Origin of the sequence: Azospirillum sp. RU38E, from assembly GCF_900188385.1 — a bacterium.
In the GTDB taxonomy this organism is placed as follows: domain Bacteria; phylum Pseudomonadota; class Alphaproteobacteria; order Azospirillales; family Azospirillaceae; genus Niveispirillum.
Genome location: NZ_FZOI01000003.1, coordinates 86,033 through 98,203 on the forward strand (window position 1 = coordinate 86,033; position 12,171 = coordinate 98,203).

A 12,171-nucleotide genomic window follows, 5' to 3' on the forward strand; every position below is an offset into this window, starting at 1 on the left:
GTGGGGATTTTAAGGGGGATTGGGGGTGGTTTAAGTGCCTGAAGCTGTTCAGGCCCACGCCCCCGAAAGGGACAACAAATCCCCTACCATCACTCTACGCGTCTCACTGCCTCCCCCGCGAAAGCGGGGGTCCAGGGGCCAAGGGCACCAAAGCGTTGTTCCTGTGACCCTGGACCCCCGCTTTCGCGGGGGAAGCAGTGGATAGAGGGAGGGCGTCAAGCAGCAAGAGGCTTTATCCCCCCCTCAATCCGCTTCCTTCACCCGTTCCATATCCGCGCCACAGGCGGCCAGCTTATGTTCAATCCGCTCGTACCCGCGATCCAGGTGATAGATGCGGTTGACCACCGTTTCGCCCTGCGCCGCCAGCCCGGCCAGCACCAGCGAGACAGAGGCGCGCAAATCGGTCGCCATCACCGGCGCCCCCGTCAGACGCGGCACGCCGCGCACCAGGGCCGACGAGCCATGGACGGTGATGTTCGCCCCCATGCGCGCCAGTTCCGGCACATGCATGAAGCGATTCTCGAAAATCGTCTCCGTGATCATGGAGGCGCCCTTGGCCACGCACATCAGCGCCATCATCTGCGCCTGCAGATCGGTGGGGAAACCGGGGAACGGCTCCGTCATCACATCCACGCCCACCAGCTCCCCGGCGGTGGCGGAAACCAGCAGGCCGTTTGCCGTCTCTGACACTTTCACATTGGCGGCGGCCAGCGTCTTGGCCACGGCCTTTAGATCGTCCAGCTTGGCGCCCAGCAATTCCAGCTCACCGCCGGTGATGGCGGCGGCCATGGCGAAGGTGCCGGCCTCGATCCGGTCGGGCAGCACGGCATAGGTGGCCCCATGCAGCCGGTCCTTGCCCTTGATCACCAGCCGGTCGGAGCCGATCCCCTCAATCTCCGCCCCCATGGCGATCAGACAGCGGGCCAGATCGCCGATTTCCGGTTCCCGCGCGGCATTTACCAGCACGGTTTCACCCTTGGCCAGGGTGGCCGCCATCATCAGGTTTTCCGTGGCCCCGACGGAGACCTGCGGGAAGACGAATTCCGCCCCCACCAGCCCGCCTTGCGGGGCGCGGGCCAGAATATACCCGCCCTCGATATCAATCTGCGCGCCCATGGCCTGCAGGCCCTTGATATGCAGATCGACCGGACGGGTGCCGATGGCGCAGCCACCGGGCAGGCTGACCTTGGCCTGGCCGAATCGCGCCAGCAGCGGGCCCAGCACCAGCACCGAGGCGCGCATCTTGCGCACCAGATCATAGGGGGCGGTGGTGTTGAAAATCTCGTTGGCGTCCAGTTCCACCGACCGGCCGCTTGAGCCGAAGGCGTCGCGCCCGTTGATATGCACCTCCACCCCATGCTGGGCCAGCAGCCGGTTCATGGTGGTGATATCGGCCAGCAGCGGCAGGTTGGTCAGGGTCAGCTTCTCATCGGTGAGAAGGCAGGCGGCCTGTAGCGGCAGGGCCGCATTCTTGGCACCGCTGACGGGGATCTGACCCTTGAGCGGCTTGCCACCGCGGATGAGGAGCTTGTCCATGGGGGTTCGGTTCTGATGTCTGGTGTGGGCGGGCCGGAATTATCGGCCCGCAAAAAGGCGATAGCAGGGCGGGGGCCGGATCAAATCCGCGCCAGGGTGACGCCGCGCTGCTTCATATATTTGCCAGCCCGGTCGGCATAGGAAATCTCACACGGGCTGGCCCCCTGGAAGAACAGGAACTGGCACAGCCCTTCATTGGCATAGACCTTGGCGGGCAGCGGCGTGGTGTTGGAGATTTCCAGCGTCACATGGCCTTCCCATTCCGGTTCCAGCGGCGTGACATTGACGATCAGGCCGCAGCGGGCATAGGTGCTCTTGCCCAGGCAGACCACCAGCACATCGCGCGGAATGCGGAAATATTCCACCGTGCGGGCCAGCACGAAACTGTTGGGCGGGATGACGCAGACATCGGTCTTGCGATCAACAAAGCTCGTCTCATCGAAGCGCTTGGGATCGACGACAGCATTGTCGACATTGGTGAAAATCTTGAACTCGTCGGCCACGCGCGCGTCATAGCCGTAGGAGGACAGGCCGTAGGAGATGACGCCTTCGCGCTTCTGCGCCTCGATGAACGGCTCGATCATCCCGTTCTTGGTCGCCTGTTCCCGGATCCAGGTATCGGGCATGATCGGCATAATGTCCCCCAATGGCAAAAGGCCCCACATCTTGGGGGCCGCAACAGTTTGTAGCCCAGCGCCCCGCCGGGCTCAAGCAGTGGTGCCGCCCTCATGCCCGTCCCCAGCGGGGGGCGGGTTTGCATCCACATCGTCGCGGGCGCGATTCTGTTCCTTGCGCTTGCGCAGATTATCGCGCAGGGCCTGGGCCAGGCGTTCCTGACGATCATCCTTCTTAGGGGGCACTTTGGTCATGGCGGGGTTGGCTCCTTGAAAACCGGCGGAATTCCAGGCGATTTGACCCGCCGCCGTCAAGGGTGTCAGAAAAAATCCTGCCGCAGCGAATTTTCCGCTTGCGCCGGCGGGCCTGGAGTGGCACATAGCCGCCCACCGCAGCGACGCCAACGTCGACGCGGTTTGAAAATGTCGCTGCTGCCGTAGCTCAGTCGGTAGAGCGCGTCCTTGGTAAGGACGAGGTCGTTGGTTCGATTCCAATCGGCAGCACCATTTTCAAAAACAAAAGCCCGCCAGCCCGGCAACGGACGGCGGGTTTTGTTTTGACGGCGGTTAAGCCCCGCTGTTCGGCCGGATCTGCGCTGGTGATAATTCACTTGCACTTGCCCGCCCCGGATGGCAAATAGCCGCCCACCCCACAGCCGGTATCCGGTTGCGGGCATTGAAATGTCGCTGCTGCCGTAGCTCAGTCGGTAGAGCGCGTCCTTGGTAAGGACGAGGTCGTTGGTTCGATTCCAATCGGCAGCACCATTTCACCGATCAAACAAAAACCCGCCAGCCCGGCAGTGGGCGGCGGGTTTTGTTTTTGGCTTTATGCTTGCCCCCTCACTCGCCGGGCGCCCAGCCAGATAACTGATCCTGGCCATAGAGCCATTGCAGCCCATAGACCAGCCCGATGGGAAAGGTGGTTTCGTGGATGGTGGCGGGGATAACCATATCCTGGACCTGGAACCCCTGGTAGGCGCGCGCCCGCAGCCCCTTGGCCATTTTCTGCTGGTCGCCCACCATGTCGGTTTCCTTATTATAACGCGGGCTGGGCGCCCCTTTCTTCACCCCTTCAAAGGCACCGGTAGCCATGAACAGCCGGGCCTTCAGTTCCTTGTGATTCTTGGCATAGTCGGCTTCCAGCGCCATCAGCGCCTTTTCGGCATACCAGATCGAGGGGCTGGTCAGCAGATAGCTGGAAAAATGCTGCGGCTGGCTGAACAGAATCCACAGGCCCAGCAACCCGCCATAGGATTGGCCAACAAAGGTGCGCCGGGCCGGATCGCTGCGGTAAGTCGCATCGATCAGCGGCAGCACCTGACCGGTGATGAATGCCACATAGGCCTTGCCGCCGCCATTGGGGCCGGGCATGGCCGGATTCTCCCAGGGGGTCAGGTCACGGCGGCGGGCGGCCATGCCGTCTTCGCCCTTGGCATTGGGCAGCCCCACCAGAATGGCCTGTTCCAGCTTGCCGGCATTATGCGGCAGCCGGGTGACGCCAGAGGCGACCTGAAACGTATAATCCCCATCGGTGAGATAGATCACCGGATAGCGCCGCCCGGCATTTTCCGGCGCATCATATTTTGGCGGCAACTTCACATAAATATCGTAGGTGCGGCCGTTGGACTTCGCCGTCAGCGTATGCACGGCGGAGCGTTCCAGCGCCAGCGGCGGGGCTGCCTGTTGGGCCAGGACGGGCATGGGAAAGGACAAGGCGAGAAGCGAAGCGGTGAGCGCCCGACGGGAAAGCAGCATCCGGGAACCTGTCAAAGAGGGATTGAGCACGGGGAAAGAACTGACAATGGATTGTGCGGTTTCTAAGACTTTCCCGTGACGAAGGGCGTAAAAATATCACAAGCTGGGGCCTGCTGCGCCGCACCCCGGCAATCTTCAGCAGCCCCTGGAACAAGCAGCACAGTGCCTCCGTTCTGCTGAGCGTGAAAGGGGTAAGCGGCACGCCGCTGCCCCGATAAGCCTAACCCAAGGGGGACTGTAAGATGATGTTGCGCAAATTCACCCACATCGCCGCCATCCTGATGATCGCCGGCACCCCGCTGGCCCTGACCGCCTGCGACAAGGAAGGCCCGGCCGAACGCGCCGGGGAAAAGATCGACAAAGCTGCAGAAAAGGCCGCCGACAAAATCGAAAACGCCACCGACAAAGCGGCTGAGAAGATGGAGGAGACCAAGGAAAAGGCCGCCGAAAAGATCGACGAGGCGACCGAACAGAAAAAGTAAGTCCCCTTGCGCCGTCACCAGGGCACATACCGGGGTGACGGCGCCCCCATCACAGCCCTGCCCCATCCCGGATAGCGGACTCGCGGGACCGGTGAGGCAAAGCCCGTCAGCCGTCGATCAGCTCAATGCGTAAGCGCTTGCCCACCGCACTGGCCGCCTTTTCCAGGGTCAGCAGGGTGACGGAGCCATTGGCAGGTAAAACCCCTCAAGCCCCCACCACCTTCGCCCCCTGGGCCACGCCCAGCGCCTTCAGGGCCGTATCGACGATGTGGCGGGCGTTCAGGCCGGCTTCATCATACTGCTTCTGCGGGGTGTCATGGTCCTGATAGGTATCGGGCAGCACCATCGGGCGCACCTTGCAGCCGCCATCCAGCAGGCCGCTGCTGGCCAGATGGTGCAGCACATGGCTGCCGAAGCCACCGATGGAGCCTTCCTCCACCGTGATCAGCACCTCATGCTCCCGCACCAGCCGTTCGATCAGCGCCATATCCAGCGGCTTGGCGAAGCGGGCATCGGCCACCGTCGTGGACAGACCGCGCGCGCCCAAATCCTCCGCCGCCTTCAGCGCTTCCTGCAACCGCGTGCCCAGTGACAGGATGGCCACCTTGGCCCCCTGCTGGATCACCCGGCCCTTGCCGATTTCCAGCGGCACGCCCTGTTCGGGCATATCGATGCCCACCCCTTCCCCGCGCGGGTAACGCACGGCGATGGGGCCGGCATCATAGGTGGCGCAGGTGGCGACCATATGCACCAGTTCCGCCTCATCCGCGGCGGCCATCACCACCATGTTGGGCAGGCAGGCCAGATAGGCGATGTCGAAGGCACCGGCATGGGTGGCACCGTCGGCCCCCACCAGACCCGCGCGGTCAATGGCAAAGCGCACCGGCAGGTTCTGCAAGGCCACATCATGCACCAGCTGGTCATAGCCGCGCTGCAGGAAGGTGGAATAGATGGCGCAGAACGGCTTGAACCCTTCCGTCGCCATGCCGGCGGCGAAGGTGACGGCGTGCTGTTCGGCAATTGCCACGTCAAAGCTGCGTTTGGGGAACTGCTTCTGGAACAGGTCCAGCCCGGTGCCCGACGGCATGGCCGCCGTGATGGCGACGATCTTTTCGTCCTTGGCCGCCTCCTTGATCAGGCTGTCGGCAAAAACGCGGGTATAGGAGGGGGCATTGGCCTTGGGCTTGGCCTGGGCCCCGGTGATAACGTCGAACTTGCCAACCGCGTGCAGCTTGTCGGCTGACGCCTCCGCTGGGGCATAGCCCTTGCCCTTCTGGGTGACGACATGCACCAGCACCGGGCCGCCCTGCGGATCGTCCCGCACATTTTCCAGCACGGGCAGCAGATGGTCCAGATTATGCCCGTCGATGGGGCCGACATAGTAGAAGCCCAATTCCTCGAACAGGGTGCCACCCGTCACCATGCCGCGCGCATATTCCTCCGCCCGACGGGCGGCGTTCAACAGCGGACGGGGCAGATGTTCGGCCACCTGCTTGGAGAAATCGCGGAAGCCGCGATAGGACTTGGACGAAATCAGCCGCGACAGATAGCCCGACAGCGCCCCCACCGGCGGAGCGATGGACATGTCATTATCATTCAGGATCACCACCAGCCGCGACTGGGCCGCCCCGGCATTGTTCATCGCCTCATAGGCCATGCCGGCGGACAAGGCACCATCACCGATGACGGCAACCACATTGTTGGTCTTGCCGGCCAGATCGCGCGCCACCGCCATGCCCAACCCGGCAGAGATGGAGGTAGAGCTATGGGCGGTGCCGAACGGGTCGTACTCACTCTCCGACCGTTTGGTGAAGCCCGACAGGCCGCCGCCCATGCGCAGGGTGCGGATACGGTCGCGCCGCCCGGTCAGAATCTTGTGCGGATAGGCTTGGTGGCCCACATCCCAGATCAGCCGGTCGGCGGGCGTGTCAAAGCAGTAATGCAAGGCGACGGTCAGTTCCACCACGCCCAGCCCGGCCCCCAGATGGCCCCCAGTGACGGACACGGCATCGATCGTTTCCGCCCGCAGCTCATCGGCCAGTTGGCGCAGTTGCGACGGCTGCAAACGGCGCAGATCCGCCGGAACCTTCACCTGATCCAGCAGCGGCGTTTTGGATGGGGACATGCCCGCCTCTCTCTAACCCAAGTCTTTTTCTTATGACCGGCGCTCAACGACAAATCGGGCAACCTGGACCAGCATATCGGCCCGATCACCAAAAATATCCAGATGCTGGGCCGCCTGATCGGCAAGCCGGCGTGCCTGATCGCGCGCCCGCTCCACCCCTAAGATAGAGACAAATGTGGCTTTTCCAGCGGCGTCATCTCGCCCCACCGGTTTGCCCACCTCATCCTGCTGACCTTCCACATCCAGCAGATCGTCGGCAATCTGGAAGGCCAGCCCCAGATCGTGGGCATAGGCCTGCAGCGCATGGTGCTGCGGCGCGCCGGCCCGGCCCAGAATGGCCCCAGCGCCGGCGGAAAAGGCGATCATGTCGCCGGTCTTCATCCGCTGCAGGCGGGTGATGGCGCCGATATCAAAGGTCGATGTCTCGGCAATCAGGTCCAGCATCTGGCCGCCGACCATGCCGCGCGGGCCGGCGGCCTTGGCGAGGGCTGCCACCAGCTTGCAGCGGACCTGCGGGTCTTCATGCGTCTCCGGGTCGGCCAGAATTTCGAACGCCTGGGTCAGCAGGGCGTCACCGGCCAGGATGGCCGTCGCCTCGTCAAACTCCAGATGCACTGTCTTGCGCCCGCGCCGCAGGTCGCTGTCATCCATGGCCGGCAGATCGTCATGGATCAGGCTGTAGCAATGGACGAATTCCACCGCCGCCGCCGTGCGCAGGGCGCAGGCGGGGCTGACGCCGAACATGCGGGCACTTTCCATCACCAGGAAGGGGCGCAGCCGCTTGCCACCGCCCAGACAGCCATAGCGCATGGCATCGAACAGGCGCGCCTCCACCGCATCGGCGCGGGGCAGCAGCACCTCGATGGCGGCTTCCACCTGTTCGACGGTATCCGCCATGGCGGCGGTCAATGTCTTGGGCAGCGAGGGCATGGTATCGCTCATCAATCCAGGCGTGCAGGTTCAGCGCCAATGGCGCCATCGGCGGAAATGGTGATGCGATCGACCTTGGCCTGGGCCTCGCGCAGCTTTTGTTCGCAATGGCGCTTCAACAGGGTGCCGCGCTCATAGGATTGGATGGCGTCATCCAGCTTGGCCCGGCCTTCCTCCAGCTGACGGACGATCCGTTCCAGTTCGGCAAGCGCGTCCTCAAAGCTCAAGGCGGCGATATCGGCGGGCAGGTTGGTGTCAGTCATGGCATTCGCATGAAACATTGCGGAACGGCGGACTGTATGTCCCCCGTCCCCGCTGTTCAAGTGCGATGGGTGCGGTGCAAGGCCGCTTTGTGCTGCCATGGGGGAGCCAGCTACACCGTCATCAGGGTTTTAACATGGGCGGCGGTGCTGTTGGCCAGGGCCCGCAGGTCGTACCCGCCCTCCAGCACGGAGACGATGCGGCCCTTGGCGTGGCGATCAGCCACCTCCACCAGCCGGGTCGTCACCCAGACGAAATCATCCTCCGTCAGGTCCAGCCCACCCACCGGGTCACGCATATGGGCATCGAATCCGGCAGAGATCATCAGCAGGTCAGGGCGGAAGGCGTCCAGCGCCGGGATCAGCCTAGTCTGGATAGCATGGCGGAATTCCGGGCTGCCAGACATGGGCGGCAGGCAGGCATTCAGCACATTGCCGAATTCCCCCGTCTCCTTCACCGACCCGGTGCCGGGATAAAGCGGCCATTGATGGGTGGAGGCATAGAAAAGGTCGGGATCATGCTCGCAATAGGTCTGGGTGCCATTGCCGTGATGCACGTCGAAATCGACGATGGCGACGCGCTTGATCTTGTGCGCGGCACGGGCATGGGCGGCCCCCACCGCCACATTGTTGAACAGGCAGAAACCCATGGCCTGATCAGGTTCGGCATGGTGGCCGGGTGGGCGCACGGCGCAAAAGGCGTTGCGCACTTCGCCGGAACAGACGGCATCGACGGCGGCCACCACAGCCCCCGCCGCGTGCAAGGCCGCCTGACCGCTGCCGGGGGAAAGCACCGTGTCACTATCCAGGGAATTATGTCCGCTGGCAGGAACAGCCGCCAGCACGGCGGCGACATGGGCCGGGGGATGCACCCGCTCCAGCTGTTCCCGGCTGGCCGGCGGGGCATCGCGCCGGTCCAGGAACATGAAACTTTCTTCCTCCAGCGCCGACAGCACCACGCGCAGCCGGTCGGCGCATTCGGGGTGGCCGAAGCCGGTATCATGTTCCAGACAGGCGAGATGGGTGAAAAGTGCCGTATTCATCCGCAACCCATTTCCCGAACGTTCCCCTGGGACGGGGGCCGGTCAAGGGTCGCAGAAGCGCCCCCGCCTTCCCCTTCTCATTGTGCAAAACAGCATAAGGGGATGGGACGGCCTTGTCATTGCGCTAAATCAGCCATTGCCCCGGCGGATGGTGAACAGGGTGACCAGTCCGGCGGCATGATCGCCCGCCGGCTGCATCGCCACCAGCTCATGCCCGGCTTCACGGCAGAAGGTCTGGAAATCCTTGATCGCCACCTTGTCGGTGGCCGTCACGGCCAGCACCTGGCCCGGCTGCAGGGCGCGCAGCGCCTTGGCCGCACGCAGCACCGGCATGGGGCAGCGCAACCCGTTGCAATCCAGTTCCTGATCCGCCATCTCAACGCCCCCGGCCAAAGGCGGCAGAGGCAACCAGCAGCCAGCCGATGATGAAGGACAATCCGCCCAACGGGGCCACCGCCCCCATGGCACTCGGCCCCCACCAGCCCAGCGCATACAGCGCGCCGGGGAACAGCACGGACCCGATGGCAAAGGCCAGCCCTGCCGCCAGCAGCCGGCGACCGGCATGGGGCATCAGCCGGTAAAGCAGCACGGTGGCGACCATCGCCACGGCATGGATCAACTGGTAATGGCTGGCCATCTGCCACAGTTCCACGGCGCGGGCATCGCGGATGGCGGACAGCCCATGGCTGGCATAGGCCCCTGCCGCCACGGCAATGGCCCCGAACAGCCCCGCCAGCAGCAACAGGCGGTCGGCGCGGGCATCCTGCGGGGCGGGGTCGGTCATCATGGTTTCCTGGGACAGCAGAGCGTGGCCGCCAATCTAGGCGCTGCGGCGGAACAGGAAAAGGCCGGGGGTTGCGATATTCCGCCACCCCCGGCCTTTTTTAGTCACGCAAGCGCTGGAGCCTGCAACTCAGGAAAACCAAACTCACGCCGTGCGCGGCAGGTCGGCCAGCACCAGTTCGGCCTCTTCCAGCACCTCGATGGTCAGCACCGGCTCATCCCGAATGGCAGCACCATCGCGGGCTTCCAGCACCACACCATTCACCTTCACCTTGCCACGGGCCGGCACCAGATAGGCCAGCCGGTCGCCCAGCTCATGCGTCAGCACGGTGCCCGCCGGCAGGGTGCCACCCAGCAGGGCGGCATCCTGATGGATGTAAAGCGCCCCGCTATCCTTGTCCTGTTCCCGACCAGAGGCCAGCACCACCAGCTTGCCGGCCCGGTCGCCCTTGGGGAACTTGGCAGCTTCCCAGCGGGGCTTCACCCCCTGCTTGTTGGGGATGATCCAGATCTGGAACAGGGTGGTCTCCCCCGGCTCCCGGTTATATTCGGCATGGACGATACCGGTACCGGCCGACATCACCTGCACGTCACCCGCCTCGGTGCGACCCTCATTGCCCAGAAAGTCCTGATGCGTGATGGCGCCCTTGCGGACGTAGGTGATGATTTCCATGTCGCGGTGCGGGTGCGGGTCAAAGCCGGTGCCGCTGTCGATCGTGTCATCGTTCCAGACGCGCAGCGGGCCCCAATGCACCCGCGACGGGTTGTGATAGTTGGCGAAGCTGAAGTGGAAATTGGCGCGCAGCCAGCCATGATTGGCCTTGCCCAAACCGGCGAAAGGACGATGTTCGATCATGATACGTCTCCTGTAGCGGCCCCCGGCGCCGCCCCTGGCAGGCGGCGGAACCGGGTCCATGTGAGAAGGGAGTAAGAGAAACAGAAATTACGCGGTCAGCTTGGCGGCAATCCGGGCAACATGTTCACCCTGGAAGCGCGCGCCGGCCAGTTCGTTGGCAGAGGGCTGGCGGGAACCGTCGCCGCCGGCGATGGTGGTGGCGCCATAGGGGCTGCCGCCCGTCACCTCATCCAGCGTGGTCTGGCCGCCGAAGCTGTAGGGCAGACCCACCACCACCATGCCGTGATGCAGCAGGCTGGTATGGAAGGACAGCAGGGTCGATTCCTGGCCACCATGCTGGCTGGCGGTGGACACAAACGCGCTGCCCACCTTGCCGATCAGCGCACCCTTGGCCCACAGACCGCCGGTCTGGTCCAGGAAGTTGCGCATCTGGGCGGCCATCATGCCGAACCGGGTGGGCGTGCCGAAGATGATGGCGTCATAATCGGCCAGCTCGTCCGGGGTGGCGATGGGGGCGGCCTGGTCCAGCTTGATATGGGCCCGCTTGGCCACCTCATCCGGCACCAGTTCCGGCACGCGCTTCACCACCACCTCGGTGCCCGGCACGCTGCGCGCACCCTCGGCCACGGCGTTGGCCATCGTCTCAACATGGCCATAGCTGGAATAATAGAGAACCAGAACCTTGCTCATCACCATCTCCTGTTTCTGGGCGGGGCCCCGTCGGCTGTGCCGGTCGGTTCGTCCGTCTGTCTGAGGTGAAGATAGGCCGTTGCGGGTTGCCCGTTAATGGCACAAAATCGAACAGGATTGTTGCATCACTCGGGACAATAAGGCGGCACACGGCATGGAACGGTTGGAGGATTTGCGGCTTTTCACCCTGGTGGCGGAGGGGCGCAGCTTCACCCGCGCGGCCGACCGGCTGGGCCTGTCGAAATCAGCCGCCAGCCGCCGCATCGGAGAGCTGGAGACGCGGTTGGGGGCCCGCCTGTTCAACCGCACCACCCGCCATATCAGCCTGACCCAGGTGGGGGAGGGTTTCTATCAGCGGGTCAGCCAGATTCTGGAAGCGCTGGAGGAGGCGGAACGGTCCGTCGCCAGCCAGCACGCCGCCCCGCGCGGGCGGCTGAAACTGGCGGCCCCGATGTCGTTTGGCATCCAGCATCTTTCCAGCGCGGTGGCGGAGTTCATGGAACGCTACCTAGAGGTGGAGGTGGAGATGGAACTGTCCGACCGTTTCGTCGATCTGGTCGATGAAGGGTTCGATCTGGCCGTGCGCATCGGTCGGCTGAAGGACAGTTCGCTGGTGGCGCGCCGGCTCTGCCCGGTGCGCGCCGTGCTCTGCGCCTCGCCCGGATATCTGGCCCGGCGCGGTACGCCGCAGGTGCCGGCCGACCTGCTTCAGCATGATTGCCTGATCTACACCAACAGCTCCACGCCCGAGCAATGGAGCTTCCGTACCGCGCCGGGGGCGGAGGAGACGCGCAGCATCCGCGTCAATGGCCGGCTTTATGCCAATAATGGCGATGCCCTGCGGGAAGCGGCCGTGACCGGTCAGGGGCTGGTGCTGCTGCCCACCTTCATCGTCGGGGAAGCCCTGTCGCGCGGGCGGCTGGTGCCGGTGCTGGACGATTATCTGCTGTCGCAGAGTGCCGTTCACGCCGTCTACCCCGCCAACCGCCATCTCAGCCCAAAGGTGCGGGCCTTTGTAGATTTTCTCGCATCGCGCTTCGGTCCGGTGCCATACTGGGATGCCGGGCTGACCCTGTTGAAAGGGGGGTGAGGCCCGG

At 64.2% G+C, this 12,171-nt stretch carries 14 protein-coding genes and 2 tRNA genes; 4 read left to right on the forward strand and 12 right to left on the reverse strand.

Going from position 1 to position 12,171, the window contains the following annotated elements; all coding sequences use genetic code 11:
* Positions 1 to 243: 243 nt before the first annotated feature.
* The 3 genes from murA to CHB97_RS26320 form a co-directional block, all read right to left on the reverse strand.
* Positions 244 to 1,536 carry a UDP-N-acetylglucosamine 1-carboxyvinyltransferase gene (murA, locus tag CHB97_RS07775; RefSeq protein WP_089287407.1) on the reverse strand — a complete coding sequence of 431 codons (1,293 nt, stop codon included), beginning with the start codon at positions 1,534 to 1,536 and terminating at the stop codon, positions 244 to 246.
* Between the two features lie 80 nt (positions 1,537 to 1,616).
* Entirely contained in the window at positions 1,617 to 2,171 is a 555-nt protein-coding gene (gene dcd / locus CHB97_RS07780; RefSeq protein WP_089287408.1) for a dCTP deaminase, read from the reverse strand.
* 72 nt (positions 2,172 to 2,243) lie between these two features.
* Positions 2,244 to 2,405 (reverse strand): hypothetical protein, encoded by a 162-nt coding sequence (locus CHB97_RS26320; RefSeq protein WP_160105662.1) that lies wholly within the window; start codon positions 2,403 to 2,405, stop codon positions 2,244 to 2,246.
* 176 nt (positions 2,406 to 2,581) lie between these two features.
* On the opposite strand from CHB97_RS26320, the gene CHB97_RS07785 reads away from it, so the two are divergent.
* Positions 2,582 to 2,657: transfer RNA gene (locus tag CHB97_RS07785), tRNA-Thr, on the forward strand.
* A gap of 182 nt (positions 2,658 to 2,839) precedes the next feature.
* Positions 2,840 to 2,915: transfer RNA gene (locus tag CHB97_RS07790), tRNA-Thr, on the forward strand.
* Positions 2,916 to 2,990: 75 nt separating this feature from the next.
* Here CHB97_RS07790 and CHB97_RS07795 read toward each other — a convergent pair.
* On the reverse strand, positions 2,991 to 3,905 hold the full coding sequence (locus CHB97_RS07795) for an alpha/beta hydrolase (RefSeq protein WP_089287410.1): 915 nt from the start codon (positions 3,903 to 3,905) through the stop codon (positions 2,991 to 2,993).
* 242 nt (positions 3,906 to 4,147) lie between these two features.
* Here CHB97_RS07795 and CHB97_RS07800 point away from each other — a divergent pair, with 242 nt between their 5' ends.
* On the forward strand, positions 4,148 to 4,387 hold the full coding sequence (locus CHB97_RS07800) for a YtxH domain-containing protein (RefSeq protein WP_200819865.1): 240 nt from the start codon (positions 4,148 to 4,150) through the stop codon (positions 4,385 to 4,387).
* 205 nt (positions 4,388 to 4,592) lie between these two features.
* Here the strand turns inward: CHB97_RS07800 and dxs are convergent, their stop codons facing one another.
* The 8 genes from dxs to wrbA form a co-directional block, all read right to left on the reverse strand.
* Positions 4,593 to 6,512 carry a 1-deoxy-D-xylulose-5-phosphate synthase gene (gene dxs, locus CHB97_RS07805; protein ID WP_089287411.1) on the reverse strand — a complete coding sequence of 640 codons (1,920 nt, stop codon included), beginning with the start codon at positions 6,510 to 6,512 and terminating at the stop codon, positions 4,593 to 4,595.
* Positions 6,513 to 6,542: 30 nt separating this feature from the next.
* Positions 6,543 to 7,454 (reverse strand): polyprenyl synthetase family protein, encoded by a 912-nt coding sequence (locus CHB97_RS07810; RefSeq protein WP_244559456.1) that lies wholly within the window; start codon positions 7,452 to 7,454, stop codon positions 6,543 to 6,545.
* The gene (locus tag CHB97_RS07815; RefSeq protein WP_089287742.1) at positions 7,454 to 7,705 is read right to left on the reverse strand and encodes an exodeoxyribonuclease VII small subunit; all 252 of its coding nucleotides are present in this window, start codon (positions 7,703 to 7,705) and stop codon (positions 7,454 to 7,456) included. The genes CHB97_RS07810 and CHB97_RS07815 overlap by 1 nt, the downstream gene beginning before the upstream one ends.
* A gap of 110 nt (positions 7,706 to 7,815) precedes the next feature.
* Positions 7,816 to 8,745, reverse strand: coding sequence for a histone deacetylase family protein (locus CHB97_RS07820; RefSeq protein ID WP_089287412.1), 930 nt, complete (start codon positions 8,743 to 8,745; stop codon positions 7,816 to 7,818).
* A gap of 129 nt (positions 8,746 to 8,874) precedes the next feature.
* Positions 8,875 to 9,120 (reverse strand): sulfurtransferase TusA family protein, encoded by a 246-nt coding sequence (locus tag CHB97_RS07825; RefSeq protein WP_089287413.1) that lies wholly within the window; start codon positions 9,118 to 9,120, stop codon positions 8,875 to 8,877.
* A gap of 1 nt (position 9,121) precedes the next feature.
* Complete coding sequence (locus CHB97_RS07830) at positions 9,122 to 9,532, reverse strand: DUF423 domain-containing protein (RefSeq protein ID WP_200819866.1); 411 nt, start codon at positions 9,530 to 9,532, stop codon at positions 9,122 to 9,124.
* Positions 9,533 to 9,673: 141 nt separating this feature from the next.
* Entirely contained in the window at positions 9,674 to 10,384 is a 711-nt protein-coding gene (locus CHB97_RS07835) for a pirin family protein (protein WP_089287415.1), read from the reverse strand.
* 87 nt (positions 10,385 to 10,471) lie between these two features.
* The gene (gene wrbA, locus CHB97_RS07840; protein WP_089287416.1) at positions 10,472 to 11,074 is read right to left on the reverse strand and encodes an NAD(P)H:quinone oxidoreductase; all 603 of its coding nucleotides are present in this window, start codon (positions 11,072 to 11,074) and stop codon (positions 10,472 to 10,474) included.
* Positions 11,075 to 11,228: 154 nt separating this feature from the next.
* Between wrbA and CHB97_RS07845 the strand changes: the two genes are divergently transcribed.
* Positions 11,229 to 12,164 carry a LysR family transcriptional regulator gene (locus tag CHB97_RS07845; RefSeq protein ID WP_089287417.1) on the forward strand — a complete coding sequence of 312 codons (936 nt, stop codon included), beginning with the start codon at positions 11,229 to 11,231 and terminating at the stop codon, positions 12,162 to 12,164.
* Positions 12,165 to 12,171 lie beyond the last annotated feature (7 nt).

What these genes read in the sequence shown, in the direction of transcription:
- CHB97_RS07835 (WP_089287415.1), bottom strand. Translation starts at nt 10,384, where the DNA reads ATGATCGAACATCGTCCTTTCGCCGGTTTGGGCAAGGCCAATCATGGC.
- CHB97_RS07800 (WP_200819865.1), top strand. Translation starts at nt 4,148, where the DNA reads ATGATGTTGCGCAAATTCACCCACATCGCCGCCATCCTGATGATCGCC.
- CHB97_RS07810 (WP_244559456.1), bottom strand. Translation starts at nt 7,454, where the DNA reads ATGAGCGATACCATGCCCTCGCTGCCCAAGACATTGACCGCCGCCATG.
- CHB97_RS07820 (WP_089287412.1), bottom strand. Translation starts at nt 8,745, where the DNA reads ATGAATACGGCACTTTTCACCCATCTCGCCTGTCTGGAACATGATACC.
- CHB97_RS07795 (WP_089287410.1), bottom strand. Translation starts at nt 3,905, where the DNA reads ATGCTGCTTTCCCGTCGGGCGCTCACCGCTTCGCTTCTCGCCTTGTCC.
- wrbA (WP_089287416.1), bottom strand. Translation starts at nt 11,074, where the DNA reads ATGAGCAAGGTTCTGGTTCTCTATTATTCCAGCTATGGCCATGTTGAG.
- dxs (WP_089287411.1), bottom strand. Translation starts at nt 6,512, where the DNA reads ATGTCCCCATCCAAAACGCCGCTGCTGGATCAGGTGAAGGTTCCGGCG.
- CHB97_RS07825 (WP_089287413.1), bottom strand. Translation starts at nt 9,120, where the DNA reads ATGGCGGATCAGGAACTGGATTGCAACGGGTTGCGCTGCCCCATGCCG.
- CHB97_RS07845 (WP_089287417.1), top strand. Translation starts at nt 11,229, where the DNA reads ATGGAACGGTTGGAGGATTTGCGGCTTTTCACCCTGGTGGCGGAGGGG.
- CHB97_RS26320 (WP_160105662.1), bottom strand. Translation starts at nt 2,405, where the DNA reads ATGACCAAAGTGCCCCCTAAGAAGGATGATCGTCAGGAACGCCTGGCC.
- dcd (WP_089287408.1), bottom strand. Translation starts at nt 2,171, where the DNA reads ATGCCGATCATGCCCGATACCTGGATCCGGGAACAGGCGACCAAGAAC.
- CHB97_RS07815 (WP_089287742.1), bottom strand. Translation starts at nt 7,705, where the DNA reads ATGACTGACACCAACCTGCCCGCCGATATCGCCGCCTTGAGCTTTGAG.
- murA (WP_089287407.1), bottom strand. Translation starts at nt 1,536, where the DNA reads ATGGACAAGCTCCTCATCCGCGGTGGCAAGCCGCTCAAGGGTCAGATC.
- CHB97_RS07830 (WP_200819866.1), bottom strand. Translation starts at nt 9,532, where the DNA reads ATGATGACCGACCCCGCCCCGCAGGATGCCCGCGCCGACCGCCTGTTG.